The sequence below is a fragment of the Desulfovibrio legallii genome (assembly GCF_900102485.1).
GTDB lineage: Bacteria > Desulfobacterota > Desulfovibrionia > Desulfovibrionales > Desulfovibrionaceae > Desulfovibrio > Desulfovibrio legallii_A.
In genome coordinates this window covers 26,492-53,025 of record NZ_FNBX01000007.1, presented here as the reverse complement: position 1 = coordinate 53,025, position 26,534 = coordinate 26,492, and the positions used below count along the sequence as shown (strand labels likewise).

Sequence of the window (26,534 nt, the reverse complement as noted above, 5' to 3'; positions counted from 1 at the left end):
TGATTATGAAAAAGCGCCTGCCCAGGGTACGGCCTGCGCGCTTCCCCCGCCTGAAAAGCACATGCCGCGCGCAGCGCTACGCGGCTTCCTGCGGGCAGGGGAGCCCGGCGGCGCGGCGGCGGGCCAGCAGATCCTGGAGGACGTTCCAGCCCACAAACAGGCCGCCGTAGCCCTTGCCCAGGCTGATGGCGGGTTTGTTGGCCCCGTGGTAGTCGGAGCCGCCGCTGACGCCGAGGTTGAAGCGTTTGGCCAGGGCGAGGCAGGTGCGCACGTCCTCCTGGGAATGTTCGCTGTGGTAGGCCTCTATGGCGTCCAGGCCGCAGTCTTTGAGGCGGCCGAGCATTTTCCCCAGCCAGCCTTCCGGGGCTTTCCAGAGCAGGGGATGGGCCAGACTTACGGTGGCCCCCACGCGGGAGAGAAGGCCCACGCCGTCTTCGGGTTCCAGCACGGTTTTGGGCAGATAGGCCTTGCCCTTGCAGCCCAGGTAAGCACGGAAGGCCTCGCCCGGGTCGCGCACATAGCCTTTGCGCACCAGCACGGCGGCGATGTGCGGGCGGCCCACGCTTTCGCCCCTGGCTTCGGCCCGCACCTCGTCCATGTCAACCTCCAGCCCCAGGGCCTGGAGTTTGGCCACAATGCCTGCGTTGCGCTCGTCCCGCTTGCTGCGCAGCCAGGTCAGCTTTTCCTGCAGCGGTTCTGTTTTTTGCGGCAGCCAGAGGCCCAGGATGTGCAGTTCGCCCAGCTCCGTGCCCGTGGAGATTTCGCAGCCGCGCACCAGCATGACGCCCGTTTCCCGCCCTGCGGCGGCGGCTTCGTCCAGGCCGGAAAGGGTGTCGTGGTCGGTTACGGCCACGGCCGCCAGCCCGGCCTTGGCCGCGTTGCGCATGAGTTCGGCGGGGGCGTCGGTGCCGTCTGAGGCGGTGGTGTGGGTGTGGAGGTCTATGCGTCGCATGGGGTGGTGTCCTGACGGCAAGGCGTTCTGGACTTCAAGGTTCCGTTGCCGTTGCGTTTTGCTCGGCGCGTCCGGGCTGCCGGGCACTGCGAAGATACCAGTATACCGCACAGCGGTGCAAGCGGGCAAGTCTTGAACTCCCGACGGCAAGGGACTATGCTTGCCTTTTGCCATCTGGAGGAACCCATGCCCCTGGAAACCGGAGAATTGCTGCGTATTCTGGCCTGCCCCCGCTGTCTGGGCGGCCTCAAGGCCCTGGAAGAGGGCGGACAGACGGTGGGCTTTGCCTGCCCGGCCTGCAAGGTGGTCTATCCTGTGCGGGACGAGATCCCCATTATGCTGGACGAAGAAGCCAAGGATCGCGCCGCCTGGGACGCGGCGCACCCACAGGCCGTGGAGCGCGGCTGATGCGGCTGCTCATTGCCTCCGATTTGCACGGCTCCCTGCACGGCCTGCGTTTTTTGCTGGAGCGGGCCCGCGCGCTGCAGCCGGATCTGCTGGTGCTGCTGGGCGACCTGGTCTACCACGGGCCGCGCAACCCGCTGCCCCAGGGCTATGACACGCCCCAGGTGCTGCGCGCCATGCCAGATCTGACGGGCCTGCCCTGCCCGGTCATGGCCGTGCGCGGCAATTGCGACGCCGAGGTGGACCTGGGCCTGCTGCCCTTTCCCGTGGCGGAAAACGCCTGGATCGACGCGGACGGTCTGCGCATTTTTGCCAGCCACGGGCACCGTCTGCCGGAGCGGCCCCCGTGCCCCGGCTTTGCCCCCGGCACGGTGCTGCTGCGGGGGCATACCCATGTGCCGCGCGGCGAGACTCTGGGGGGCCTGCACTTCTGGAACCCCGGCTCCCTTTCCCTGCCCAAGGGCGGTTTCCCGCCCAGCTACGGGCTCTATGAGGCCGGCGTTTTCCGCGTTCTGGACACGCAAGGCGCGGAAGTGCTGCGCCACGCGCCGCAGGCCTGAGCCCCGCATGGCTGGCCGTTCCGCCTTGTCCGCTCCACGGCGGCGCTGCCCCCTATGAGCGCCCCCGTCTTGGCGCCGCTTTTTGCGTTGCGGCCCGGCTGCCGCCTGGTGCTGGCTTCGGCTTCGCCCCGGCGGCGGCAGTTTCTGGAAGAGTGGGGCCTGTCTTTCACGCTGGCCCGCCCCTTGGGCGCAGAGCCCCGGCCCTGGCCCGGCGAGCCGCCTGAAGCCTATACCCAACGGGCCGCAACGGCCAAAGCGTCGGATGTGGCCGCCGGGCTGGCTGCGGCGGAGCGCGCCTGCAGTCTGGTGCTGGCTGCGGATACGGTGGTGGCCCTGGGGGACGAAATCCTGGGCAAGCCCCGCGACCGGGCCCACGCCCTGGAGATGCTGCGGCGTCTCAACGGGCGGGAACACGCGGTGGTCAGCGCCGTATGCCTTGCGCCGCCGCGCGGCGCGGCGCGGGTGTTCAGCGACGTAAGCCGGGTGCGCTTCGGGCGTTGGCCTGAAGCCGTGCTGCGGGCCTATGTGCGCACGGGCGAACCCGACGACAAGGCCGGGGCCTACGCCATTCAGGGCCAGGGCGCTTTTTTGGCGGAGCGGGTGGAAGGCTCCTGGAGCACGGTGGTGGGGCTGCCGCTGGCCCCGCTGGCGCGCGAGCTGCTGGCCGCGGGCTGGATGACGCCCGTTGGCGACGCCGGCCTCTGAGGTCTTCCCAAGAGTTTTTCTGCCGCGCCGCGGGCGCAATCCTCATCAAAATCAGGGCTTACAGCCCCCGGGCGCGGAAGCGTGCCCGCAATTCCCGCACGTCCTGCCGGGTAAGGCCCAGCACTGCGGGCACCCCCAGGCAGAGCAGCCCCAGGCAAAGGGTGTAGACCGCGCCGGAAAGGATGAAGCGGGGGATGGAATCCACGCCGCCCAGGCCCAGGGCGGGGGCCAAGTGCAGGGTGCCCTCCCGGCAGGCGAAGGCCAGGGCCAGCAACACGGCCAAGCTCCAGACCTGATGGGCCAGGTTGCGCCAGAAGTGCAGGGGGATGAAGCGCGATGCCAGCCAGAGATAGAGGTTGACCGTGATGATCTGTACGGCCACGGTTTTTATGGCCAGGCCCACAGCCCCCAGGTTGCAGCCCCAGAGATCCGGCGGGGCCAGCAGGAACCAGGCCGTGCTGAAGCCGTAGACGCATTCCAGGGCGGCTATGTTGCGCAGCACGCGGGTGCGGCCCGTGGCGTGGAAGACGGAGCCCGCCAGTTGTCCGTAGGCCTGGTGCAGGGGGTAAAGGGCCATGATCTGCACGGGCAGGGTGGCGGCGGCGAACTCCGCCCCGCCGAAAAAGCGCACCAGGGCCGCGCCTTCCGCCAGGGTAAAGCAGGAAAAATAGGCGGCCACCACATAGAGCAGCGGGGCAAAGCGGTCCAGCAGGCGGCCCATGGCCGCGCGGTCGCCGTGGCCCCAGGCTATGGAGAGCTCGCGCATGATCAGGGGCGTCATGGCCGAGACAAAGAGAAAGCAGGCCATGCTCACTTTCTGGGAAAGGGCGAAAAAGCCTTGCTGCACGCTGCCGTCAAACCACTGCAGCAGCCAGCGCTCTGCCGAGAGCAGCAAAAAAGAGAGCAGGGCCTGGATGAACAGGGGGTGACTGTAGGCGAAAAATTCCCGCCCGTAGGCGCGGGTCTGCTCCGGGGTCAGGGTCAGGCGCAGAACCTGATCCCGGCTGCGCCAATAGGCGCGGGTCACCAGCCAGTAGGCCAGGGCCGTGGCCCCCAGCATGAGGTATTGCTGGGCAAAGAGGCTGTAGATGTTCAGCTGATCCGCCCAGAACAGCAGGCCCAGCAGGCCCACGGCCAGCAGGGAGAGCACGGTGCGGGCGAGCTCCGAGGAAACCGTGATCCCCACGGCGTCGTTCATGGAGCGCAGCACGCGCCCCCACCAGGTGAGGAAGGCCCAAAGGGCGGCCAGTGGGGCCAGCCAGAGGGGCACGTCGGGCATGAGCAGGCCGCCCACGGCCGGAATCTGCAGGCAAAGGGCGGCCAGGGCGCTGACGCCCAGCACCAGCAGACCCACCCGCAGATAAAAGGCGATGAGGCCGCATTCCTCCTGCCGCCGGGAAAGGGCGTTGTAGAAGCAGGTGGAGGTGCCCATATCCAGAAAGCCGGAAAGCTGCTGGAAGAGATTGGTGGCAAAGCTGTAGTTGCCGTACATGCGCGGCCCCAGCGCGCGCGGCAGGATGGCCTCCATGGCCAGATAGACGGGCACGGAAGCGACATTGGCCAGCAGCTTGAAGACGTAACGGCGGGCCAGGGTGGGGGTGGCGCTTTGCATGGCCGGAAATTAACGCACTTCCCGGCGGGCCACAAGGACCAGACGGCGCGCAGGCAGATGCCCGCCGCAAAGGCGCAAGTGCAGCTTTGCGGCGCTGTTAAGCGCTGAAACGAGCGTGCCGTAAACTTTGAGGATGCATATTCTCGACGTTAATCTGCCCTAGGGCTGCGGCGGGGGGAGGGGCGCGCCCAGGACTTCGGCGATGCGCCGGACGCGCTGCGTATAGCTGTGGCGGGCGCGCAGGTGCCGCCGCCAGGCCAGGCGCAGATCGCGGGCCTCTTGCGGCCGGGCGCGCAGCTCCGCCAGGCGGCGGGGGAAGTCTTCCGGCCCGCGCAGGGCAATGGGTTCCGTCAGTTCGCGGGGGAAAAGATCCAGTCCTTGGGTAGCGTCGCTGAGCAGCAGGCCGCCGGCGGCCCAGACGTCAAAATGCCGCTGGCTCAGGCTGTGGGGCAGGAGCAGGCTGGTGACGTTGAGCACGGCCGCAGCCGCGGCGTAGAGCCCGGACAGCTGTGTGTAGTAGTCCACGGGCGGCAGGATTTCAGCTTCCGGCAGCAGGGCGCGCCAGCCGCCGTCGCCCACCACGCGCAGACCGCCCCCTTCGGCTCCGGCGGCCTTGAGCCAGTGGGCCCGGTTGGCCAGAGAGCAGCGCTCCGCGCCGAGGCCCGCGCGGCGCACGTCGTTGCCGGGCCAGGGCGCGCGCAGCCCCAGGCTGCGCTGCCACCAGAAAAAGTGCGGCGCATCGGTTGGGCCGCGGCTCTGCTGCAAAAGTGCGGCGGCCTCTTCCCCGGCGGCCTGCGGCAGGCGTGCGGCGGCAAAAAAGCGGTCTTTTTCGGGGAAGGCCGAACGCCCCACAAAGAGCGGCGGGGCCGTGAGCTCCGGCAGGTCGTCGTCCGCGCCGCGCCACATGTGCGGGGCTGCGGCCAGGGGCAGATAGCTCACGCTCTGCGCCCCCTGGGCGCGCAGATCCGGCATGAAGCCGGGGTCGGTGACGAAGAGGTGCGCCCCGCGCCACCAGGGCAGGCGCAGGGCGGAGAGCACATGCCAGGGGTTGTCCACAAACCAGACGCCCACCGGAATGCCCAGGGCCCGGCAAAGATGGAAAACCCTGCCCTCAGGATCCAGCCCGCGCAGGTTGACGGAAAGCAGCATGGCGGGCTTCTGGGCGGGCAGCAGGTCGCGCCAGGCCGCCGCAAAGGCGTCCGCAGCGCGCGTGCCCCGCGCGTTCCGTTCCGGATCGGGCCGGGGCAGACGGGTAAGCACCGGCCCGTAGCCGCAGGCCGCACAGGCCTGGCGCAGCTCCGCATGCAGAAGCTGGTTGTCCGCGCCCGGCAGGAGGACGGCCCCAAGGCCCTCGCCGTCCTGATCGGGAGCGTCCGAAAAGGCGCGGGCGGGGCCGGGGGCCAGGCCCGCTTGGCGGGCGGCCCAGGCCGGAAGCAGCAAAGGCTCTGCCGTCGCCGCGACCAGGGCGGCGTCCACGCGCCCCAGCAGGGGGCCCCAGAAGTCGGGGGCCAGCCGCAGGCCGGGCAGATAAAAACAGCACCGGCAGCGCGGGGCCAGGGCCACGGCGGCGCGGGGCGAAACCTCCCGCCAGTGGGGAGGCAGGCTGCGGCGCGCGGCGGCCGCCTCCGGAGCGCAGGCCTCCAGGGCGCGTTTGACGGCGGCCGCCTCCAGCCAGAAGACTGTAGAGGCCTCGCGGGCAAAGGGCAGGTCCTGGGGGCGGTCCGGGCCCAGGCCCAGCAGCAGCACGGCCTGGCCCTGGCCCCGGCATTCCCAGGCTTGCGGGCTTGACGAAAGGTGTATGGGCGCGCCGGTGTGGTCGGGCAGGCGCACGCGCCCCAAGGCGGGACTGGCCGAAGGCATGCGCGGTTCCCCTAATACACGACGCTGTAGGACATGACCTCAGGCCGGTGGAAGAAAAATTCCACCCGGCGGTTGGCGGCGCGGCTTTGCTCGTCCAGGCCGGGGCGCAGGGGGCGGGTATCGCCGTAGCTCACGGCGCGCATGCGGGTGGGCTTGATGCCGTGGGTGGCCAGGTAGTTGACCATGGCGGCGGCGCGCGCGCCGGAAAGCTCCCAGGCCGAGGCGAAGGGGGGGCGGGTTTCAGCGGCGTCGGCGTGGCCGCGCACCACCAGGTACAGGTTGTATTCGTTCATGAGCTGGAGTACGCCCTGGAGCACCTTGTCGCCCTGGGGCAGGAGTTCCACGCTGCCGGGCTTGAACAGCACGTCGGAATTGACCCTGAGCTGCACGCCCACGTCGTCGGCGCTGATGCCCGAAGCGCTTTGGGGGACGGCGTCGGCCATGAGCATCTGCTTGATTTTTTGGGCGATGGCGTAGTGGGATTTTTCCACTTCGCTGATTTTCAGGTCGCGGGTATCGATTTTATCCGTATTCTGGATAAAGGGATTGTTGGAAATGGGCGAGGTGGAGCTGGAATCGAAATTGCGGTCGCCGCTGAAGTAGGCGGCAAGGCCCGCCTTGGTGTCCGGCGGCACCATGCTGAGCACCCAGAGCAGCAGAAAAAAGGCCATCATGGCCGTGACAAAGTCGGCGTAAGCCACTTTCCATGCGCCGCCACCCATACGTTTTCCCCCTTGCGCCGCGCGCAGCCTGCAGTCAACCAGAAACGGAAAAGATGCGCGGGCCGGCGCCGCGTCAGGATGCGCCTGAACGCGCCGCGCCTCAGGACGAGCCCGCGGTCAGGCTTGTCCGGCCCGCAGGGCCTGACCATTGCCAGGCCAGGGCGCAACGGCGTCGACCGCGCAACGGCAGTGCGCTGCAGGCGTCGGCCGCGCTAGCTGCTTTTGAGCCGCTCTTCCATTTCCGCAAAGGCGGGGCGGAAGGGGTAAGGGATGGCCCTGCGCCCGTATTCCACGGCGATGAGCGGCGTGGAGCCCCGGATGGCCGCAGCCACGGCTTCTTTGACGGAATGGTAGTAAAAGTGTTCTTCGGCCACATAGTTTTCCAGCTTGGAGCCCATGGGGCCAAACAGGCCGTAGCAGCACAGGATGCCGAAAAAGGTGCCTACCAGGGCGGCCGCGATGTAGTGGCCCAGGATCTCCGGCGGTTCGTTGATCTTGCCCATAGCCAGCACTACGCCCAGTACGCAGGCCACAATGCCCATGCCGGGCATGGATTCGGCCATATGCGACACGGCGTGGGCGGGCAGAATGCCTTCTTCGCGCATGGTGTTGATGTCCACGTCCATGAGGCTGTCAATATCGGCCGGGTCGCCGGTGGTCAGGTAAACGCGCAGGGTATCGCCGATAAAGTTGACGACCTTGCTGTCTTTGGAAATATTGGGATATTTGCTGAAAATGGGGCTGGATTCGGGCTTTTCCACGTCGCTTTCAATGCTGATGACGCCTTCGCGGTGCATTTTGGAAAACAGGGCATAGAGCAGGGCCAGGGTTTCCAGGTAGCGCCCTTTGCTGGAGCCGGGGTCGGCAAACAGGTGTTTGAGGCTTTTGACGATGAGGCTGAAGGTGTACTTGGTCTGTGAACCAAAGAAGGCCCCCAGGCCGCAGCCCAGGATAATGATGAATTCGGCGGGCTGAAACAGCACGGCCCACTCGCCGTGGGAGAGCGTGTAGCCGGTAAACACCGAAATTGCGACTATGACCAGACCAATAACTAGATACATACTGCCGCCTGTGGGCTCAGGGCTTGCCAGGGGTATTGCCCCTTCCTGGGAAGGGGCGGGGCCGCTGTTCGGATCCCGCGCGGGGGGCGCGCGCCGGGGCGATGTTCCGGCCGGACCGCCGAGGCGGGGGGTCTCTATTCTTAACGTCAGGCCGCCCAAAATGTTTAGTCCATACGACGCAAAAGGCAAGCCAATAGAAAAATTCTTTCTTCACACAAAGGGCTATTTGCCCAGTAACTGCCGCAGCAGGCCGCCTGCGCCCTTGACGGCCTCGCCGCCTGCCGCGCCCGCCTTGCCGCCCGTATCCAGCAGTACGCCGGGGAGTTTGCCGGCCACGTCCAGAGCAAAGCGGGGGTCCACCCCGTAGCTCAGGTGCTGCAGCGGCCCCTTGATCACGACAGGCACGGCAAGGCCCAGGGTACGCACTTCCGCTCCGGCGTCCAGATGCTGACGCGGCAGGCTCAGCGCGGCTTCGCCCTTGGCGTTGAAATCTTTGGCCGTAACGGTGACGGGCCGGGCCACGAGCAGGCCCTCCTTAACGGTAAAAGGCGCGCGCACAAGGTCAAAGGTTTCGGGCACCAGGGCCCGTTTGCCGACCAGGCCGGGAATGGGCTGGGAAGCGGCCCCGCCGGGGCGCAGGCGGCGGATTTCCAGCAGGCCCTCGCCCGTGAGGCTGCTGCTCAGCGCTGCGGCCGAGGCGCAGTCGCCCCGCAGGTCCGCGCGCAGGTCCGCCAGGCCGTCCACCGAGCTGCCCTGACCCAGGGCCTGGAGCAAAGGCCCCAGGCGCACCGCTGCGGCCGTGCCTTTGAGGGCGCAGCGCCGGCCAGGCAGATCCACGTTGCCCGTTGCCCGCACTGCGCCGCCCGTTTCCAGGTCGGCGGCGGCCTCGGTGAGGGCGTAGCGTCCGGCGCTCCCTTTGAGGGCCAGGCGCACGGCGCGCAGCGTCAGGCCGTCGTAGCGCAGGCGATCCGCCGCCAGGTGCAGATCCAGGCCGGGCAGCGCGGCGCGGTCCGCCGCCGCACGGCGTTCGTGGGCCGCGGCAGCCGCGTTGTTCCCGGCCGCTTCGGCGGCAGGGGCGGGCGCGGCCGGCGCGGTTGCGGCGGGCAGGGGCAGGGCGTTGAGGTCCAGCACGTCCGCGTGCAGGTCGGCCTTGAGCTCCAGCGGCCCGTCCGCGTGCAGGCGCAGCCGGGCCGCCCCTGTGAGGGCCGCGGCGTCCAGCCGCGCCGTCAGCCGGGGAATGTCCAGGGCGTCGGCGGCGTAAACCACGCGGGCTGCGCCCGCGAGCGCATCCTTGCCGCCCGCCGGGGCGGGCGTGAGGGGGCGGCCCCAGATTGCAGCCAGCCGGCGCGGCGCGGCTTCAAATTCCAGATCGACGGCCGCGGAAAGCGGCGCGAACCCCGCCGTGCCGCGCGCCTCCACATGGGCCTGGGGCGTGGTCAGGCGGGCCTTGTCCAGCCGCAGCTGCGGGCCCTGGGCCGGGTCCAGCCGCAGCGCGCCTTCGGCGGCCAGTTGCAGCGGCCCGGCCTTTTCCGGCAGGTGGCCGCCCAGGGGCGTCACAGTTACGGAAGTCTGCCGGAAGCGCAGCTCCGGCGGCGCGTAGCGCAGCTTGGCCGAAAGGGCAAGGGTGCCGGTCAGGGGCGCGGCGGATCCGTCAGGGCCGGGGCGTGCGGCCTTGTCGGGCGCGGCGGCTGCGGGCGCGGCGGCGAAGGCAAAGCCCTGCGGCAGGCTGAAGGCAAAATCGCATTGCAGGGTGGCTTCCGCATCGCTGCGCAGCTGCTCCAGCGAAACATTGAGATCCTCAAGGCGGGCCGTGCGTCCGGCGGCGTCGGTCCAGAGCACGCTGCCCTGGCGCAGCACCAGGCGGTCCAGCTCCACCGGCAGGGCGGCGGGCAGGGCAAGGGGCTTCTGCGCGGCCGCAGGATCCGGGGCCGCGCCGTCGTTTTTGCGGGCGTCTCCGGGGGCAAGGGCGGCCGCGCCCAGGCGCAGCACGGGCGCATCCAGGCGCACTTCCCGCACCACTATCCGGCCCCTCAGCAGGGCAGCCCATTCCAGCTGCGCCATGCCGCCTTTGACGGTCAGCGAGAGGCCGGTGGCGGGCTGCGGCGCGGGGGATTCGGTTTCGGCCCCGGCGGGCGGGGGCGCCTCCCCCCAGCGGGCCTCGCCGAAGCGGACCCCAGGCGGAAAAAAGGCAATGTGCGGCGCGCTGACGAAGACCAGCGGCCGACCGGTGGCCCTGGCTGTGGCCGCGGCGATCTGGCGCACCACAAAGGCCGTGTCCACCCGCCCCAGCAGCGCGGCCCCCGCAGCCGCCAGAAGTATGATAAGCGCCAGTATGGCCCAAAGCACCTTACGCATTCCGTCTCCTGGCCAGCCGGGTCTTTTCGCCGCAAGCGCGAACAGTTACCGGCAGCATTTCAAGTATACGGAATGCGCGTGGATTAGGCAAGGCGGCGGGACTGCGGCCTACAGGGCCTTGCGGCGCACCCAGACGTGGCGGGCGGCCAGCACGCTCCAGGCCGCGCCGGCCAGCACATGCAGCCGACCTGCGCCGGCCAGGCCTGCGGTGAGACAGACGGCGGCGCAGCCCAGCAGGCTGCGGACCTCAAACTTGCGCTGGGAGATGCCGCAAATGAGGCTTCTTCCGCGGTTGTCCTTGCCGTAGAACGGAGCCAGCGCGCTGCAGGACCGCGCGGGGGTCTGCGGCGCGCGACGGGCGCGTTTGACTGCCCGCCGGCTGGCGGCAGCCTCTGCCTGAGGCGTGCGCAGCTCGGGCAGGGCCGCCTCCAGGGCCGCGCACACGGCGGCGAAATCCGCTTCCGGGCTCAGAATGAGCAGCAGGGAGGCCGTCCCCGGCCGGGCTTCCAGCACGCCGGGCTGGCCCAGGACGGTCTTTTGCGCTGCGGCGCGCCGCGTTGCATCCTCCAGAAAAGGATGGCGCAGCCGCGCCCGCCCCTCCATCACATGGGCTACGTAGGGAAGTTCCATAGCGTCTCCTTGGGCAGCGTCTGCCGTTTTGCGGGCGTGCCGTCCCGCGGGGCGTCGCGTCCGGAGCGTGTTGAAATCGACTTTCTTTTCTCTTGACACATGTTCGACATAAGGGCAAGCTGCAAACCGGACCACGCCCCAGGCGGTTATGCCGCCGGAATTTCCGCGTCCGGGCGGCGTCGCGGAGCAGGGGCGGGCGCGGGGCAAAACGCTGCTTTGGGCATTAATCAAGAGTGAGAACACACATGAGCCAGATTGTCAATCTGCGTCAGATGCAGGTGGGTCAGCAGGGCAAGATTGCCGCTGTGGAAGCCCTGGGCGAAATGAACCGTCGCATCCGCGACATGGGCCTCATCCCCGGCACCACCGTTTCCGTGGTGGGTCGCGCGCCCCTCAAGGATCCCGTGGCGCTGCGGCTTTCGGGCGTTACCATCTCCCTGCGCAACAGCGAGGCCGACTATATCAAGGTTGACCTCTCCGGAAGCGCTAATTAGACTGATTGTCAGGTCTGCGTTGCGGCGCGCGGCCGCGGGACAGGCCGTTCATGCGGCGTCTTTCCCTTTGGGGCGCGCGGCGCGAACGGCGGGCCTGCTGCGCTTTTGTCCGCGTCGGCCCGGCTTTTCTTGCAGCGGCCCGCGCAAGGGGGCGGGGTGGAGTGTTTTTTTGCGGTTTGCGGGGGCGGTTGGGGCTCCCCCCGCGGACGGGCTGCAGCCCCATAGTGAGGAGATTCTATCATGAATAACGGCTGGAAGTATGCATTGTGGTTTCTGGGCGGCGTGGCCGTGGGCGCTGTGGGCGCTGTGGCCGTATCGCGCGGCAAGGTGAACTTCAAACCCCTGGCCACGGACCTCATCAGCCGCGGCATCGACGTCAAGGACGCCCTCATGAGCAAGGTGGAGGCGCTGAAAGAAGACGTGGAAGACCTGACCGCCGAAGCGCGCCAGGCCTCCGAGAAGCGCAAAGCGTCCACCAAGGACGCCGCTGAGGCGTAGGCGGCACGCGCATGCGTTTTTATATTGTCCACGAACTGCGGGGCGTTGCCACGCCCGCTTCCGGCAGAATGCGCGTGCGCGCTTCTTCCCCTCTTGCTCCGGCCAGCGCGGAAGCCCTGGCCGGAGCCCTTGCCACTCTGCCCGGCATTGCGGACGTGCGCTGCAACCCCGTTACGGGCAGCCTGTTGCTGTTCTACAGTGACGACAAGGCCCGCACTGACGCCCTGACGCTGCTGGTGGGCGCGGCCGACGCCTACGACAGCCTGGACGTTCCCCAGGGGCCCGGCGAAGGTGAGCTTACCCCCACCCAGGGGCTTATGCCTCTTTTTCGTTATATCTTTGTGCGGCCCTTCCTGCCTTTTGCCCTGCGCATCATCACCGCCGTGGCTGCGGCCGTGCCTTTTCTCTGCAAGGGGGCGGGCGCGCTGCTGCGCGGCAGGCTCAGCGTAGACGTGCTGGACGCGGCGGCCATTGGGGCCTCCCTGCTCATGCGTGACTTTCGCACCGTGAGCATGCTGACCGTGCTTCTGGGCCTGGGCGAAACCCTGGAATACTGGACCCGCCGCCGCTCCCTGGCCACCCTCACCGAAAGCCTGGCCCTCAATGTGGAAAACGTCTGGCTGCTGGCGGACGGCACGGAAGTTTCCGTGCCCCTGGCGCAAGTGCGCGAGGGCGATCTGGTGGTGGTGCGCGACGGCGGATCCATCCCGGTGGACGGCGAGGTGGTGGAAGGCTGCGCCCTGGTGAACCAGTCTTCCATGACCGGTGAACCCCTGGGCGTGCGCCGCACGCCGGGCGCTACGGTCTATGCCGGCACCGCCGTGGAGGAAGGCCGCCTGGTCATCCGCGCCAAAAGCGTGGGCGACGGCACGCGCCTGCGGCAGGTGGTAAAATTTATTGAAGAATCCGAAGCCCTCAAAGCGGGCATCCAGGGCAAGTACGAGCGCCTGGCGGACATGGCCGTGCCCTTCACCTTCGGCCTCTTCGGCCTGGTCTGGCTGCTGACCCGCAACTTCCGCCAGGCTTCCGCCGTGCTGCTGGTGGACTATTCCTGCGCGCTCAAGCTGGCCACGCCCCTGGCCGTGCTGGCCGCCATGCGCGAAGGCGCGCGCCACGGCATGGCCATCAAGGGCGGCCGTTATCTGGAGGCCCTTAACGAGGCCGATACCGTGGTTTTCGACAAAACCGGCACCCTGACCCAGGCCAGCCCGGCCGTGGCCGGCGTCTTTCCCGCGCCGGGCTTCCGGCGGGACGAGGTGTTGCGCGTCATGGCCTGCCTGGAAGAGCACTTCCCCCATCCCGTGGCCCGCGCCGTGGTGCGCCAGGCCGCCGAGGAAGGGCTGCAGCACGAAGAGGAACACGCCCATGTGGAATATGTGGTGGCCCACGGCGTGGCCTCCACCCTCCACGGCAAAAAAATTCGCGTGGGCAGCCGCCACTATGTGGAGCACGACGAGGGCGTGGACCTGGGCCCCCTGCGCGAGGAGCTGGAGCGCCAGAGCGCCATGGGCCGCTCCCTGCTCTTCATGAGCGAGGACAACCGCGCGGCGGGCATGGTGGCCATTGAAGATCCCCTGCGGCCTGAGGCCCGGCGCGTGGTGGAATGCCTGCGCGACCTGGGCGTCAGGCGGGTGCTCATGCTCACGGGTGACGACGAACGCACGGCCCGCGCCGTGGCCGCCAGCGTGGGCATTGAGGAATTTCGCGCGCAGGTGCTGCCCGCAGACAAGGCCCGCATTGTGCAGGAGCTGACCGACCAGGGCTGCAAGGTTCTTATGGTAGGCGACGGCATCAACGACGCGCCGGCCCTTTCCGCTTCCCTGGTGGGCGTGGCCATGAGCGACGGCACGGATCTGGCCCGTGAGGTGGCCAACGTGCTGCTGACCCACCCCAGCCTGGAAGGCCTGGTCAGCGCGCGCCTCCTGGGCCAGCGCACCCTGCGGCGCATCCGCGTCAACTTCGCCGCCACCATGACCCTTAACAGCCTCTTCCTGCTGGGCGGCATGTTCATGCTGCTCGGTCCCGGTCTTTCGGCCCTGCTGCACAACCTCACCACCCTGGGCGTGGCCCTCAACGCCATGCGCCCCCATCTGCCCCCCGCGCTGCCCGAAGAGGAGGTCCGTTTTGAGCGCCCCCCTGCATCTGCTTAAATACGTGCGCAGCTTTATGGATGGCCGCGTGCGCATCCGCCACCCGGCCCTGCAGCACGAACATGTGGCCGGCATTGCCAAATCCGGCATGGAAGCCGTGCCCGGCGTGCACGCTGTGGAGTGCAACCCCTTGAGCGGATCCCTGCTCATCCACTACGACAGCGCCGCCCTGCCCCGTGAACGCCTTTTTGCCCTGGGCGAAGCCTGGGCCCTCTACCTGGACGCCGTACTGGCCGGCAAGCCCGCCACCCCGCCGCAGGGGTAACAGACTAGAATTGTTGTGTGTATATGTGTGGGGGGAGGAAACTTTTGTGAACAAAAGTTTCCTCCCCCCACACATATAAAAGGCGCGTTTATTCCCGGCTACTGCGCGGGCTGCTGGTTGCTGCCCATGTTGTCGTGCTTGGGCGCGCGGAGGGTGCGGCAGAGGGGCTGGGCCGTGGCGCGGCCGGAGAAGATTTCCTCGGCGCTGGCGTCCAGGGCCTGGGGCAGCACTTCATCCACATGGTCCACGAAGACGATCTGGAGGTCTTTGAGCACCTCATCGGGCACTTCTTTGAGGTCTTTTTCGTTATCGCGGGGCATGAGAACTTTTTTGATGCCGCTGCGGCGGGCGGCCAGGAGTTTTTCGCGCAGGCCGCCGATGGGCAGCACCCGGCCGCGCAGGGATATTTCGCCGGTCATGGCCACATCGTTGCGCACGGGGATGCCCAGCAGGGCGGAGGTGATGGAGGTGGCCAGGGTGATGCCTGCGGAGGGGCCGTCCTTGGGGGTAGCCCCGGCGGGCACATGGACGTGGATATCCACCTTGCGGTGGAAGCGGGGGTCCAGGCCGAGGACTTCGGCGCGGGAGCGCACATAAGAGAGCGCGGCCTTGGCCGATTCTGTCATCACTTCGCCCAGCTGGCCGGTGGTCACCACATGGCCGGATCCGGCCATGAGGGTGGTTTCCACCAGCAGGATTTCGCCGCCGCGCTGGTTGTAGGCAAGGCCCGCGCAGACCCCCACCTGGGGGGTGTCTTCGCGCTCGTCGTGGCGGTATTTTTTGACGCCGAGGAAGGTGGGCAGATTCTGGAGCGAGATGGTCACGCTGCGCTCCAGGTTGTCTTCCTCCACAAGGCGGATGGCGGTTTTGCGGCAGAGGGCGGCGATTTCGCGCTCCAGGTTGCGCACGCCCGCCTCGCGGGTATAGGAGCGGATGATTTCCAGCAGGGCCTTGTCGGAAACGCGGAGGTTTTCGGGCTTGAGGCCATGCTCTTCAATCTGGCGGGGCAGAAGGAACTGCCGGGCGATATGGCGCTTTTCCGTCTCCAGATAGCTGTTGAGCTCAATGATCTCCATGCGGTCCAGGAGCGGTGCCGGGATGCTGTGCAGGGAGTTGGCTGTGGTGATGAAGAAGATCTTGGAAAGGTCGTACTCCAGGTCCAGGTAGTGGTCCATGAAGGCATTGTTCTGTTCCGGGTCCAGCACTTCAAGGAGGGCGGAGGCCGGGTCGCCGCGGTAGTCCGAGGTCATTTTGTCCACCTCATCCAGGCAGAAGAGGGGATTGTTGTATTTGACCCGCTTGAGGGACTGAATGATTTTGCCGGGCAGCGCGCCCACATAGGTGCGCCGGTGGCCGCGGATTTCGGCTTCGTCGCGCACGCCGCCCAACGAGAGGCGGATGAAGTCGCGCCCGGTGGCGCGGGCCACGGACTTGGCCAGGGAGGTTTTGCCCACGCCGGGGGGGCCGACGAAGCAGAGGATGGGGCCGCGCAACCCGTGAGAGAGCTTCTGCACGGCCAGGTATTCCAGAATGCGTTCCTTGGGCTTTTCCAGGCCGTAGTGGTCGCCGTCCAGGATGGCGCGGGCTTTTTCGATATTGATATCGATGTCTTTGAGCTCGTCCCAGGGCAGGTCCAGGATCCAGTCCACATAGTTGCGCACTACGGTGTATTCCGCGGCGGAAGGGGGCATGCTGCGCAGCTTTTTGGCTTCGGCCAGGGCCTTCTGGCGGGCCTCTTCGGGCATTTTGCAGGCTTTGAGCTTCTGCTCAATTTCGTCCACTTCGGCCTGAGGGTCGTCCTCACGGCCCATCTCTTTGTTGATGGCCTTGATCTGCTCGTTGAGGTAGTATTCGCGCTGGTTGCGCTCCATCTGAACCTTGACGCGGTTTTTGATGCGCTTTTCCACCGTGGCCAGGGCCACTTCGCTCTGGAGCAGGCCGTAGGCGGTTTCCAGGCGCAGGGTCACGTCGTCGATTTCCAGGGCTTCCTGTTTCTTGCGATAATCCACCTTAAGGTGGGGCAGAACGGCGTCGGCCAGGGGGCCGGGCTCGTTGAGGGCCATGATGGAGAGCACGGCCTCCTGGGAGATTTTTTTGTTGGTTTTGCCGTATTCTTCCAGGGCTTCGTGTGCAGCGCGCACCAGCGCCTGGGCTTCTTCGGGGCGGCTCTGCGTTTCGGCGCGGCGGCGCACCCGCACGGTGGCGCAGGCCTCGGTTTCGGCAAGGTCTGACCACTGGGCGCGGAAGAGGCCTTCAAAAAGCACTTTGATGGTGCCGTCGGGCAGGCGCAGCATCTGCAAGACCTTGCTGACCACGCCCACGGGGGCCAGGTCGTCGGCCTCGGGCTTTTCCAGCTCGGATTCGCGCTGGGCCACCAGGAAGATCTGCCTGTTGTAGCTGGCCTGAGCGGCCTCAATGGCTTTGATGGAGGCTTCTCGCCCCACAAAAAGGGGCATGATGGAGCGCGGGAACATGACCACTTCGCGCAGGGGCATGAAGGGCAGTTCGACGCCGCCGGCGGCGTCACGCAGCATATCGGTCATACGGTTCTCCCCAGGAAGACGGGCTGTCCTTTGGCGCGGCGGGTTGGCCCGGCCGGTCAGGACGCTTTTTCGCCGCCGGTCTTGCCGGCGGGGGCGGCATCGTCGCCGAACAGGAGCACAGGTTCCTTGCCCTTGTTGATGACGGCCTCGTTGATCAGGCATTCGCGCACATTGGGCATGGAGGGCAGCTTGAACATGATGTCCAGCATGGTGCGCTCCATAACGTTGCGCAGGCCGCGCGCGCCGGTTTTGCGCTCAATGGCCTTGGCCGCAATGGCCTTGAGGGCGTCGGGGGTGAAGCGCAGGTCCACGTTCTCAAGCCCGAAGAGCTTCTGGTACTGGCGCACCAGGGCGTTCTTGGGCTCGGTGAGGATGCGCACCAGGTCCGGCTCGTCCAGCTCGTCCACATGGGTAATAATGGGGATGCGGCCCACAAATTCCGGGATAAGGCCGAATTTGACCAGATCCTGGGGGTGCACCCTGTCCAGCAGCTCGCCCAGGGGCATTTCCTTGCTGGCACGCACCTTGGCGCCGAAGCCCATGGCCCCGCCGCTCATGCGCGATTCCACAATTTTGTCCAGGCCCACAAAGGCCCCGCCCACGATGAACAGGATGTTGCCCGTGTTCATGCGGATGAATTCCTGCTGCGGGTGCTTGCGGCCGCCCTTGGGGGGAATGTTGGCCTCGGTGCCTTCGATGATTTTGAGCAGGGCCTGCTGCACGCCTTCGCCCGACACGTCGCGGGTGATGGAGGGGCCGTCGCCCTTGCGGGAGATTTTGTCGATCTCGTCAATATAGATGATGCCCTTGCTGGCGGATTCCAGATCGTAATCGGCGTTCTGGAGCAGCTGGACCAGGATGTTTTCCACATCCTCGCCCACATAGCCCGCTTCGGTAAGGGTGGTGGCGTCGGCAATGGCAAAGGGCACGCGCAGGATTTTGGCCAGGGTTTTGGCCAGCAGGGTTTTGCCGCTGCCAGAGGGGCCTACCAGCAGGATGTTGCTTTTTTCCAGCTCCACGTCGTCGCCCAGGGCGTCGGCGTAGAACACGCGCTTGTAATGATTGTGCACGGCCACGGACAGGATTTTTTTGGCCTCGTTCTGTCCGATGACGTACTGGTCGAGTTTGTCCTTGATCTCCTGGGGGGAGAGCAGGCGCTCAGGGTTTTCCGGGCTTTCCATCTGGTCGCGGGCGATGATCTCGTTGCAGGCCTTGACGCATTTGTCGCAGATGCAGGCGCCGTCCTGCACAATGAGGTTGCGCACCTCAAGCTCGCTGCGGCCGCAGAAGGAGCAGCGCAAAGGCTCGCTTACCGTGGTGGGTGATTTTTTTTTGGGCATGTCATTCGCTCTTTTCCTGGGTCATTTCGTGGCGTGAAACGAGCACGCGGTCGATGATGCCCAGGTCTTTGGCTTCTTCCGGAGTCAAAAAATTATCGCGTTCCGTGGCCTTGACCACATCCTTGTACGGTTTGCCGGTATTTTCCGCCAGCATACGGTTGAGGCGTTCTTTGAGGCGCAGCACCTCGCGGGCGTGGATTTCAATATCCGTGGCCTGGCCCTGAAAGCCGCCCGAAGGCTGGTGGATCATGATCTGACTGTTGGGCAATGCAAAGCGCATGCCGGGCTTGCCCGCCGCCAGCAAAAACGCGCCCATGCTGGCCGCGCGGCCCATGCAGACCGTGGACACGGGCGAGGAAATGAAGCGCATGGTGTCGTAAATGGCCAGGCCCGCCGTCACGGAACCGCCGGGGGAGTTGATGTAGAGGTAGACTTCCTTTTCCGGATCCTGCGATTCCAGGAACAGGAGCTGGGCGCAGATAAGCGAGGCCACGGCGTCGTTAACCTCGGAGCCCAGCAGCACGATGCGGTCTTTGAGCAGGCGGGAATAAATATCGTAGGCGCGTTCGGAACGGCCGGTAGTCTCAATGACCATGGGAACCAGGGACATGGCAACCTCGCTGCGCGGCCCCGGAGGGCCGGATGGGGCGGCGTGCGCCGCCGGAGGGTGAGGGGCGGCCGGGCCCGCGTCCGCCTTCCTTCCGCCGCGGTCGGCGCGGAAAACCGGCGGGACGCTGAACCCGGTGCGGGGAAGGCCCCTCCGTAGGAGGAAACCTTCCCCGCGCCGCCCAAGAAATATAAGGTCCGCGCGGGCTGCGGCGCGACAGGAAGCAGCTTGCCGCTCAGGCCATGTCGCCCCCGCGCGCGCAGTTCGCGCGCCCGGCCTCAGGCCTGGGCCTCCGCGCCGTCCGCCGGGGCGGCCGGTTCCTGCGGCGCGGGCTTGGGCTCCACTTCTGTCACCTTGGCCCGCTCGTAAACCAGGTCCATGGCCTTATCGGCCAGGAGGCGATCGCGCAGAACAAAAATCATACCGGTGCGCTCATATTCCTCGCGCAGGGTCTTGAAATCCTCGCCCGATTGCAGGGAGTGGCGGTAGAGCTGGGTGGAAACCTCGGTTTCGCTTACCTCAAGCCCTTCCTTTTTGGCGATGGAAAGCAGCAGCACCTCGGCGCGGGTCAACCCCTCGGCCTCAGGCTGCAGCTCCTTGCGCAGCTCTTCCAAGCTCTTGCCCAGGGCCTGCAGGCTGCGCCCCTGGCGCTCCAGCCGGGCGGCCATATCCCCCAGCAGGGTGCGCATCTGGGTTTCCACCAGGCTGGGCGGCAGCTCAAAGGTAACCATTTTGAGCATGCTGTCCAGCAGGCTTTTCTGGGCGGCGCTCTTGCTCAGGCTGGTGCGGCTGCGGGCGTAGCTGTCCGTAATGGCCTCGCGCAGGGCCGCCACGGTGTCCTTGCCCAGGCTTTTGGCAAAGTCGTCGTTGAGCTCCGGCAGCTTACGTTCCTTGATGGCATGCACCTTCACCTTCATGGTGACGGTTTTGCCGGCCAGGTCTTTGGCCAGAAAATCGTCGGGAAAGTGGATCTGCCCCTGGCCTTCCTGGCCGTAGGGCACGGTCTTGACCAGGGCTTCAAAATCTTCCAGGGCCTGGCCTTCGCCAATGGCCAGGTCAAAATTCTCTGCCTTGATGCCTTCCACGGGCGTGCCGTCCTCGGCGTAGGCGGCAAAGTTCAGGCTGGCGACCTGGCCGTCCACGGCCGGGCCCGCGCCCTCCACGGGCACAAGCTGGGCGCGCTCACGCCGCAGGTGGTCGAGCACGTCCTCCACTTCCTTGGGGTCCACCTGGACTTTTTCCTGCTCCACCTCAAGCCCCTCGTAAGGCGGCAGGTCAAAGGCGGGCAAGGTCTCGAACTCAATGCTGTAGACGTAGTCCTTGCCGCGCTCAAAGCTCTGGGGCGCGTCCACATTGATGCCCGAAAGGGGCGCGACGCCGAGCTGCTGCATGACGTCGTTGATGTGGACGTTGATGAGATCCTGGCGGGCCTCTTCATAAATTTTGTCGTGGAAGCGCTGTTCAATGACCGAGGCGGGCGCTTTGCCCTTGCGGAAGCCGTCCACCTGCACGGAGGTCTTGTACAGGGCCACGGTGCCCAGAATGGCCGCTTCCACTTCCTGCGGCCCGGTGGTGATGACGACCTTTTTCTTTACGGGCGAGATGTCTTCGGCGCTATATTCCACGAGGGACTCCTTTTCGGATGGGATAGTGTGCGGGGAGGGAGCGGCCATCCGGTCAGCCCGGCGGCCGCCGTACCGGCGGCGCGGGCCGCAATCTGCGCACGCGGGCAACATATGCCTTTTCCATTCATGAGGCAAGACCGCGGCTGCCGCAAAGGGCCGATGCAAAGTGCGTGTTTGTACCAACGCGGTGAGGACTGTGTCAACAGCGTCAGCCTGGAGGTCAAACCCCTGCGGGCGTGGGGGAAGGCTTGACGCGCCTCAGGGATGCGCTGTTGACGATGCGGCCCAATGCCTTTATAAGATAGCTAAGGCTGTGCGTCAGCCAGCAGCCCCCCACAAGGGGCAGAACCCTCTGCTGCGGCGGAGGGTTTTATTTTTCCTGCCGCCCATCGAACACTAAAACACCCTCATGGGCGTGGTCAGGCGGTCCAGACCTCTATCTCGCGGCTGTCCAGGTTGACTTGGATTGTAAGCATAGGTATCCTCCTGCCATAGCTGATGCGGGCGCGAAAGCGGGGGCCTACTGGGGCACTGCACGCCTGACAGCCCTTGCGGTACCAGCACTTGCCGACAAGGGGCCTAACCCCGCATCAGCGCTTCCACACCAGCTAGCCCTCACGCAGCCGGTCCATATCCTTGGGCAGACGCTGCGTTGACCCTACCCCAGAAAATATCCCATTGAAAAGTTAGTATTCCTGGCAGAGGAGGGTAATTCCCCCCCCCATTTTGAGGAGCGATTGCAAGTAGAGCCTGAGACGCTTGCGCGAGCTTCATGGCGGGAGTTATGCCGCCAATGCCCATATGGGACGCTCGTTATTGCAGTTTGGCGCGGCTCTAGAGCAGATTACCTTTGAGAATGTGCATTCTCAAAGTTTACGGCACGCTCGTTTCGGCGCTTAACGGCGCAAATAAATTGCGCTTAGGCCTCCACAGCGGGCGTCTGCTCACGCAGCCGCCAGGGCATTTCAAAGTTGAACTGCCCTATTCCGGGGCGTTGTCACAATTGCGGCCGGCTTTGTCGGCAAGGCCCAGAAGGCCCAACAGAACGACTCAGCCCGGATCAAGGAGCGTTGCGCCAAGATTGGGCCTCACTGTGGAGAAAGATTTTTTACAGCGCCACAACGCAAAAGGCCGTCGGCAAACCAGCCAACGGCCTTTTTCTGCGGCAACAGCACGGCCTTGCGGCTGCGCTCGCCCAAAAGCTAACGCCCGCCGTTTTCCCGTTCTTCCTGGCAGGCGCGGCACAGGCCCACGCCGGGCAGGGCGTCCAGCCGTTTTTGCGGAATGGGTTCCCCGCACTCGCGGCAGCAGGCCACGCCGTCTATCCACTCCGGGCCGCCGCGGTCTACCGCGGCGCGCGCCCGCACCAGGGCCGATTCGCGGTCCAGACGTTCCAATTCTGTGGCCTGATCAAACACATCCATGCGTGACTCCTTGAAAAGGACGTTGCGTCCGGTATTCCGACGCCGCCCGACAATCCCGCCGGACGGCATCAAAGCAAGCGGCAACCCCGCTGCAGCAGGGTTGCCGTGTCGCGCCATAAGGCGCGAAGCCGGATATGTAGTCCACCGGGCGGGTTCTGTAAAGCCCCGGCAGAGGACAGCACAGCGCCGCAGCCCGCGCCCCCTGGAAATGCGCGGATTCTCAAGGGCGCGGGCGGGCGCTGCGGAACGTCAGGCCAGCTTGGAAAGCAGCGTTTCCTTAATGGAATCAATGCTGCCTTCGCCGTTGAGCTCAATATATTTGGTCTTGCCCTGGGCAGCCAGGTCCTTGAAAAAATAGGCCGCAGCCAAGGTGCCATCCTTGTCATTGTAATAAATGTCGTGGCGTTTGTTGATGGCGGCCTCGTCCTGGTCGTCGGAGCGGGCGGTAAGATCGCCCCCACAGACGCGGCACTTGTCGCCACTGGGCTTAATGGCGTCAATAAAGATGTTGTTGGGGTGGTTGTTGTTGTTCTTGCACAGGCGGCGGCCCATAATGCGGTTTTTGGCCACCTGGCGGGGCAAGAGGATCTCCACCACGTAGTCCAGGGGGATATTCTCTTTCTGCAGGGCCTCCCACAGCTTTTTGGCCTGCACCATGTTGCGGGGGAAGCCGTCCAGCAGCCAGCCGTGCTGGCCCTTGGACTTCAGCGTATCCAGCACCATGGGGATGGTGATCTCGTCGGGCACCAGATCGCCGCGGTCAATATAGGCCTTGGCCTTCTTGCCCAGCTCCGTGCCGCCGCCGATGTGCTCGCGGAAAATAGCGCCCGATTCGATGTGCGCCAGGTTGTACTTCTGTTTGATGAGGTCGCCCTGGGTGCCTTTGCCGCTGCCGTTGGGTCCGAAAATGAGAATATTCACCGCGTCTCCTCCTGCTTACAGAGCTTGTTTTCATGATGCGTGCCGCGTGCCGCCCACCGGCCCGCCAAGGTTGCCCGACCTGCGCTGCGTGGAACCGGCAGAGGCCGCCAGGTTGTGCAAAAAAGAACACACCGTCACCCTAGCCCCCGTCAGCCATTCTGTCAACGGGGCGGCGGAACAAAATCCGTTGCCTCCAACAGGGAAGGCGCGCCCGCCAGGCCCTTGCAGCCAAGCGCACGGCTGGCCGGCCGCACGCTTTTGCCCAAAAAGGGGATGACAGCGCCCTGCGCCCCCGCCGCGCACAAGTCTGCACAGGCGCGAGCCCCCTTGCGACGCCTGCCACTGCCGCACCTGTCGCGCGCCATAGCCCTGCACCTGCCCCGTATTGTCGCCACAGGCAGCGTCTTGTGCGCCACGCCCGCGCCCTTATCGGAAGAGCCGCCAGGTCCCTTCCACCACGCTGCCGAGCACGTCAATAAAGCCCTGGGTGATGCCGCCGATGGTGTTAAGCAGCAGGGTGCCCGCGCCGATGGAGGTTTTGCTGTTCTCCAGGCTGCCGTAAAGGCGCAGAGGGAAATCCGGGAAATTCTTCATGTTGACGGTAAAGTTGCAGTCCAGGGTCTCGTTGTTGAAGTCGATCCAACCGCCCCCGCGCACACTCAGGCCCTGGCCCTTGAGATAAAAATCACTAGTTCGGGCCACGCCCTTGGCAATGATCCCCGAACCGCCCGCCGCTGCAAAGCGGGTGGGGCTGCCCTTAAGCGCGCCGTCCCCGGAGCGCCGCTGGTAGGAGCCGTCCCGCACGGTAAAATCCCAGGAGCCGTCCAGGCGGGCGGGCAGTTGCCCCGGGCCTTCCATCTGCCCGCGCACGGTAGAGTGCAGCACGCCCCGGCCCCCCAGCACGGCCGCGCCGCCCCTGTCCCGGCTGGCGGCGGTGAGATCAAAATTTTCCACGCCCAGGGCGTTCTCAAAGCTGAGGCCTTTGTCAAAGACCATAGTGCCCTGATTGTGCAGGGGGGCGCCGTAAAAATCGGCGGCCTTGGCCTCGTAGCGCAGGCGGCCTTTGGCCAGGCTGCTGGTCAGGCGCAGCTGGCGGGTCCGCAGCTTCCAGGAGACCAGCTCCCCCACCCGCAGCTCGCCCTTGGCGTTCAGGGCGCGCAGCCAGCGCAGATCCCAGGCTTTGCCGCCGCTTTTATCCTTCTGCGCGGCGCTCTTGCCCCCCGTGCCTGCGGCGCCCTTGCCGCCGTTGAGGTAGCGGTCCAGGTCCAGGCGGTCCACGGCCAGGCTGTAGTCCAGGGTCAGCGCCTGCCGCCAATCCAGGCTCAGCTTGCCCGTCAGCACGCTCTGGTCCAGCCTGGCGCGGATGCCGGAAAGGTCCAGACTGCCGGGTTCGCCCTTGAAGGCGGCGTCCATTTCCAGTTTATTCCAGGCAGCGGGCACGGCGGCAGGGTAGCCCGCCAGGCGCAGCGTGCGGCCAAGGTCCGGGCTGTAGGCGGAAAGTTTGCCCTGCCAGGATGGGCTGGCCCCCAGGGTGACCTGCACGTCGCCGTGGGCTTCGGCCCCCAGGGCATTGATGTGCCCCTCGCGCACGCTGAGCTGGCCGCGCGCCGCCCGGCAGGCAAACGTGCCGGATACCGAGGCCTTGAGCCCTTCCGGCCGCCCCGCGCGCTCCGGGCTCAGGGTCAGGGAGCAGGCCCCTGGCACGTTTTTGATCTCCATATCGCCGCCGCCGCTGCCGTCGCCGCCGAACCAGAGAGTGCCGTTAAGCTCTGTGCGGGCTTCCAGGCCCGTGTCCGTCAGGGCGGCGGTCCACTGGCCGTCCAGCCCCAGGCGGCTCTGGTCCCAGGCTCCGCCTTTGAGTTTCAGGCCCACATCCAGCGCGCCAAAGGCCGCGTCCCCCGCGCCGGCCTTTGGCCCGCCGTGCAGGCTGCGCAGCCTGCCCCGCTCGGCACGGGCGTTCACCGTGCCCCGCAGGCTGCGCAAAAAAACGTCCAGCTCCCGCCCCTGGCTCAGAATATCCACATCAGCGCGCAGGCTGCCGCCGCTCACGGGCATGACCGGGAGCGCCCGGCCCAGGGCCGTGCCGTCCACATTGCGGAAGCGCATGCGGATGGCGTAGGGCAGGCTCTTGTCTCCGCCCAGCACGGTCTCGCCTTTGACGCTGCCGCCGTACAGCCCGCCGGAAACCTCCAGCACCGTGTCTTCCAGCCGGGTTGTCGCGTCCACCAGGCCCTGCCGGATGACCACCAGGGCATTGTCGATGACTAGGGGGCCGTAATCCACCTTGTCCGCCGCCAGACGGATATTGTAGTCCAGGCCCGCCTCTCCGGGCAGCACGGGCGCGCCGGGCAGCGGCGTAAAGGGCCCGTGGCCGAACTGCGGTTCCGCCGGCAGCGTGCCCAGGGATTCTGGCAGGGCGCGGCCTAGGTTCACGCGCGGGGCGCGCAGGTCCAGATCCAGCTCGGGCTTGCTCCACCGGGCCACGCCGCCGGAACCCGTAAACCGGCTGCCCGCGGCGCTCACCGCAATGTGCGGCACGCGCAGGCCTGCGCCGTCCAGAGAAAAATCCAAGGTTCCTTCCGTGAGATCGTCCAGGGCCCACTGCAGGCCGGGGGCAATAATCCGCCCAAAGCCCAGCCACTGGGTCAGGCTCGCGCGGATGAGCCGCAGGCGGCCCTCCAGGCTGAAGCCGCCCGGAGCCGCGGCATCCAGGGTCAGCCGTCCGTCCAGGGCCACGTCGTCCCTGTCAAGGTGCAGGCGCACGTTATCCAGCCGCACGCTGCGGGCGGCGCTGTTGCGCAGGGAGGCCGCGCCCGTAAGGCGAAAAGGCAGGGCCACGCCGTCCTTGCGCAGCTCTCCGCTCAAAACGGGGCGCAGGGTCCAGCCCGCGGCGTCGGCCGTGAGCGTGCCTTCCAGGCGCAGCCGCTCCACCAGGCCGGGTGAGCGCAGTTCCCCCCCCACGGTCAGGCGGGGGCTGCGCTCCAAGGGGGCGCTCAGATCTGTGCGGCCTTCTGCCTGCAGGTCGCCAAGCTGCCAGGGCGGGGCGTTCTTCGGCTCCAGCCGGGCCAGGGCCAGGCTGAGCCGCCCCTTGAGCCGCGCGGGCGGGGTCAGGTCCAGGTCGCAGTCCAGCTTTTCCAGGCGCAGCACGGCCTTGTCCGTACCTGCCACCAGGGCCGCGCCGTCGGTGACGCTCAGGCGGCAACGGCCGGTAAGGCCCAGGGCGGCAAGATCGGGCAAAGCGCGCGCGGCCGCGGCGGGTGGGGGGGATGCGGGAAGCCCGGCGGCGGTCGTCGGCGCGGGCGCGGCAACGGAGGGAGGCGCAACGGCCCCCTGGTCGTCGCTGGGCTTTGCGGCGGGCGCGGCGGTTTCTTTTTGCCCGTCCGGCGTTGCGGCAGGCGTTGCATCCCCGCCCGGCAGCAGCGCGGCCAGGGGCAAGGGCACGCTCCCCTCCAGGCGGGGGCGCAGCAGCCGCACATGGCGGGGAACGAAATCCCCGCGCAGCAAGGCCAGAAAATCCGGACGCACCGTGGCGTAAGCCGTGTGGAACCGCCACCCCGCGCCCTGCAGCGCCGCGTTGCTCAAGGCCAGGGAAGGCAGCGGCAAAATGACCACGCTCACGGCCTCGGCGCTCACGCGCAGGCCGCTGCGGGCCGCGATCATGGCCAGGGCGCGGTCGGTAAGGTTGCGGGGGTTGCTCTGCACCAGCAGCACCAGCCCCAGCGCCAGCAGGGCCAGACTCAGGAGCAGGCCCAGCAGGACGCGCAGCAGGATGCGTATGGATCGGGGGTAGAGCAGCATGGCGGTC

21 protein-coding genes are annotated in these 26,534 nt (G+C 66.7%); 7 read left to right on the top strand and 14 right to left on the bottom strand.

Annotated features, from left to right (window positions below):
* Window positions 1-76 precede the first annotated feature (76 nt).
* Window positions 77-952, bottom strand: coding sequence for a PHP domain-containing protein (locus tag BLS55_RS05735; RefSeq protein WP_092153409.1), 876 nt, complete (start codon window positions 950-952; stop codon window positions 77-79).
* A gap of 156 nt (window positions 953-1,108) precedes the next feature.
* Between BLS55_RS05735 and BLS55_RS05730 the strand changes: the two genes are divergently transcribed.
* The 3 genes from BLS55_RS05730 to BLS55_RS05720 are packed head-to-tail and all read left to right on the top strand — an operon-like array spanning window position 1,109 to window position 2,622.
* Window positions 1,109-1,360, top strand: a complete 252-nt coding sequence (locus tag BLS55_RS05730) for a Trm112 family protein (RefSeq protein ID WP_373886021.1) — start codon at window positions 1,109-1,111, stop codon at window positions 1,358-1,360.
* A complete protein-coding gene (yfcE, locus tag BLS55_RS05725) occupies window positions 1,360-1,917 on the top strand; it encodes a phosphodiesterase (RefSeq protein WP_092153408.1) in 558 nt (185 codons plus the stop codon). Before BLS55_RS05730 ends, yfcE begins: the two co-directional genes overlap by 1 nt.
* A gap of 54 nt (window positions 1,918-1,971) precedes the next feature.
* Complete coding sequence (locus tag BLS55_RS05720; RefSeq protein ID WP_092153407.1) at window positions 1,972-2,622, top strand: Maf family nucleotide pyrophosphatase; 651 nt, start codon at window positions 1,972-1,974, stop codon at window positions 2,620-2,622.
* A gap of 58 nt (window positions 2,623-2,680) precedes the next feature.
* On the opposite strand, the gene BLS55_RS05715 is transcribed toward BLS55_RS05720, so the two are convergent.
* The 6 genes from BLS55_RS05715 to BLS55_RS05690 form a co-directional block, all read right to left on the bottom strand.
* On the bottom strand, window positions 2,681-4,234 hold the full coding sequence (locus tag BLS55_RS05715; RefSeq protein WP_092153406.1) for a lipopolysaccharide biosynthesis protein: 1,554 nt from the start codon (window positions 4,232-4,234) through the stop codon (window positions 2,681-2,683).
* 159 nt (window positions 4,235-4,393) lie between these two features.
* Window positions 4,394-6,094, bottom strand: a complete 1,701-nt coding sequence (locus tag BLS55_RS05710; RefSeq protein ID WP_092153405.1) for a glycosyltransferase family protein — start codon at window positions 6,092-6,094, stop codon at window positions 4,394-4,396.
* 11 nt (window positions 6,095-6,105) lie between these two features.
* Complete coding sequence (locus BLS55_RS05705) at window positions 6,106-6,816, bottom strand: OmpA/MotB family protein (protein ID WP_092153404.1); 711 nt, start codon at window positions 6,814-6,816, stop codon at window positions 6,106-6,108.
* Window positions 6,817-7,028: 212 nt separating this feature from the next.
* On the bottom strand, window positions 7,029-7,877 hold the full coding sequence (gene motA, locus BLS55_RS05700) for a flagellar motor stator protein MotA (RefSeq protein ID WP_092153403.1): 849 nt from the start codon (window positions 7,875-7,877) through the stop codon (window positions 7,029-7,031).
* 222 nt (window positions 7,878-8,099) lie between these two features.
* Complete coding sequence (locus tag BLS55_RS05695; protein WP_092153402.1) at window positions 8,100-10,232, bottom strand: AsmA family protein; 2,133 nt, start codon at window positions 10,230-10,232, stop codon at window positions 8,100-8,102.
* A gap of 108 nt (window positions 10,233-10,340) precedes the next feature.
* On the bottom strand, window positions 10,341-10,862 hold the full coding sequence (locus tag BLS55_RS05690; RefSeq protein ID WP_092153401.1) for a hypothetical protein: 522 nt from the start codon (window positions 10,860-10,862) through the stop codon (window positions 10,341-10,343).
* A gap of 245 nt (window positions 10,863-11,107) precedes the next feature.
* On the opposite strand from BLS55_RS05690, the gene BLS55_RS05685 reads away from it, so the two are divergent.
* The 4 genes from BLS55_RS05685 to BLS55_RS05670 all read left to right on the top strand — a co-directional run bounded on the left by BLS55_RS05685 (window position 11,108) and on the right by BLS55_RS05670 (window position 14,269).
* Complete coding sequence (locus tag BLS55_RS05685; RefSeq protein WP_092153400.1) at window positions 11,108-11,356, top strand: FeoA family protein; 249 nt, start codon at window positions 11,108-11,110, stop codon at window positions 11,354-11,356.
* A gap of 240 nt (window positions 11,357-11,596) precedes the next feature.
* Window positions 11,597-11,854 carry a hypothetical protein gene (locus BLS55_RS05680; RefSeq protein WP_092153399.1) on the top strand — a complete coding sequence of 86 codons (258 nt, stop codon included), beginning with the start codon at window positions 11,597-11,599 and terminating at the stop codon, window positions 11,852-11,854.
* Window positions 11,855-11,865: 11 nt separating this feature from the next.
* Entirely contained in the window at window positions 11,866-14,004 is a 2,139-nt protein-coding gene (locus tag BLS55_RS05675) for a heavy metal translocating P-type ATPase (protein WP_092153398.1), read from the top strand.
* Window positions 13,979-14,269 (top strand): HMA2 domain-containing protein, encoded by a 291-nt coding sequence (locus BLS55_RS05670; protein WP_257243147.1) that lies wholly within the window; start codon window positions 13,979-13,981, stop codon window positions 14,267-14,269. The genes BLS55_RS05675 and BLS55_RS05670 overlap by 26 nt, the downstream gene beginning before the upstream one ends.
* A gap of 98 nt (window positions 14,270-14,367) precedes the next feature.
* Here BLS55_RS05670 and lon read toward each other — a convergent pair whose 3' ends face one another.
* From lon to BLS55_RS05635, 7 genes are all read right to left on the bottom strand, one after another.
* Window positions 14,368-16,812: an endopeptidase La gene (gene lon / locus BLS55_RS05665; RefSeq protein ID WP_092153397.1), complete on the bottom strand. Its 2,445-nt coding sequence runs from the start codon at window positions 16,810-16,812 to the stop codon at window positions 14,368-14,370.
* Between the two features lie 56 nt (window positions 16,813-16,868).
* The gene (clpX, locus tag BLS55_RS05660) at window positions 16,869-18,152 is read right to left on the bottom strand and encodes an ATP-dependent Clp protease ATP-binding subunit ClpX (RefSeq protein WP_092153396.1); all 1,284 of its coding nucleotides are present in this window, start codon (window positions 18,150-18,152) and stop codon (window positions 16,869-16,871) included.
* 1 nt (window position 18,153) lies between these two features.
* Window positions 18,154-18,762 (bottom strand): ATP-dependent Clp endopeptidase proteolytic subunit ClpP, encoded by a 609-nt coding sequence (gene clpP / locus BLS55_RS05655; protein ID WP_092153395.1) that lies wholly within the window; start codon window positions 18,760-18,762, stop codon window positions 18,154-18,156.
* Window positions 18,763-19,037: 275 nt separating this feature from the next.
* On the bottom strand, window positions 19,038-20,384 hold the full coding sequence (gene tig / locus BLS55_RS05650; protein WP_092153394.1) for a trigger factor: 1,347 nt from the start codon (window positions 20,382-20,384) through the stop codon (window positions 19,038-19,040).
* Between the two features lie 1,202 nt (window positions 20,385-21,586).
* Window positions 21,587-21,808, bottom strand: a complete 222-nt coding sequence (locus BLS55_RS05645; RefSeq protein ID WP_092153393.1) for a TraR/DksA family transcriptional regulator — start codon at window positions 21,806-21,808, stop codon at window positions 21,587-21,589.
* A 249-nt stretch (window positions 21,809-22,057) separates the two neighbouring features.
* Window positions 22,058-22,729 (bottom strand): adenylate kinase, encoded by a 672-nt coding sequence (locus BLS55_RS05640; protein WP_092153392.1) that lies wholly within the window; start codon window positions 22,727-22,729, stop codon window positions 22,058-22,060.
* A gap of 426 nt (window positions 22,730-23,155) precedes the next feature.
* Window positions 23,156-26,527, bottom strand: coding sequence for an AsmA family protein (locus tag BLS55_RS05635; protein WP_092153391.1), 3,372 nt, complete (start codon window positions 26,525-26,527; stop codon window positions 23,156-23,158).
* Window positions 26,528-26,534: the final 7 nt, after the last annotated feature.

What these genes read in the sequence shown, in the direction of transcription:
- BLS55_RS05680 (WP_092153399.1), top strand. Translation starts at nt 11,597, where the DNA reads ATGAATAACGGCTGGAAGTATGCATTGTGGTTTCTGGGCGGCGTGGCC.
- BLS55_RS05645 (WP_092153393.1), bottom strand. Translation starts at nt 21,808, where the DNA reads ATGGATGTGTTTGATCAGGCCACAGAATTGGAACGTCTGGACCGCGAA.
- BLS55_RS05695 (WP_092153402.1), bottom strand. Translation starts at nt 10,232, where the DNA reads ATGCGTAAGGTGCTTTGGGCCATACTGGCGCTTATCATACTTCTGGCG.
- BLS55_RS05720 (WP_092153407.1), top strand. Translation starts at nt 1,972, where the DNA reads ATGAGCGCCCCCGTCTTGGCGCCGCTTTTTGCGTTGCGGCCCGGCTGC.
- BLS55_RS05675 (WP_092153398.1), top strand. Translation starts at nt 11,866, where the DNA reads ATGCGTTTTTATATTGTCCACGAACTGCGGGGCGTTGCCACGCCCGCT.
- lon (WP_092153397.1), bottom strand. Translation starts at nt 16,812, where the DNA reads ATGACCGATATGCTGCGTGACGCCGCCGGCGGCGTCGAACTGCCCTTC.
- yfcE (WP_092153408.1), top strand. Translation starts at nt 1,360, where the DNA reads ATGCGGCTGCTCATTGCCTCCGATTTGCACGGCTCCCTGCACGGCCTG.
- BLS55_RS05735 (WP_092153409.1), bottom strand. Translation starts at nt 952, where the DNA reads ATGCGACGCATAGACCTCCACACCCACACCACCGCCTCAGACGGCACC.
- clpX (WP_092153396.1), bottom strand. Translation starts at nt 18,152, where the DNA reads ATGCCCAAAAAAAAATCACCCACCACGGTAAGCGAGCCTTTGCGCTGC.
- BLS55_RS05710 (WP_092153405.1), bottom strand. Translation starts at nt 6,094, where the DNA reads ATGCCTTCGGCCAGTCCCGCCTTGGGGCGCGTGCGCCTGCCCGACCAC.
- BLS55_RS05635 (WP_092153391.1), bottom strand. Translation starts at nt 26,527, where the DNA reads ATGCTGCTCTACCCCCGATCCATACGCATCCTGCTGCGCGTCCTGCTG.
- BLS55_RS05690 (WP_092153401.1), bottom strand. Translation starts at nt 10,862, where the DNA reads ATGGAACTTCCCTACGTAGCCCATGTGATGGAGGGGCGGGCGCGGCTG.
- BLS55_RS05715 (WP_092153406.1), bottom strand. Translation starts at nt 4,234, where the DNA reads ATGCAAAGCGCCACCCCCACCCTGGCCCGCCGTTACGTCTTCAAGCTG.
- BLS55_RS05705 (WP_092153404.1), bottom strand. Translation starts at nt 6,816, where the DNA reads ATGGGTGGCGGCGCATGGAAAGTGGCTTACGCCGACTTTGTCACGGCC.
- clpP (WP_092153395.1), bottom strand. Translation starts at nt 18,762, where the DNA reads ATGTCCCTGGTTCCCATGGTCATTGAGACTACCGGCCGTTCCGAACGC.
- motA (WP_092153403.1), bottom strand. Translation starts at nt 7,877, where the DNA reads ATGTATCTAGTTATTGGTCTGGTCATAGTCGCAATTTCGGTGTTTACC.
- BLS55_RS05730 (WP_373886021.1), top strand. Translation starts at nt 1,109, where the DNA reads ATGCTTGCCTTTTGCCATCTGGAGGAACCCATGCCCCTGGAAACCGGA.
- BLS55_RS05685 (WP_092153400.1), top strand. Translation starts at nt 11,108, where the DNA reads ATGAGCCAGATTGTCAATCTGCGTCAGATGCAGGTGGGTCAGCAGGGC.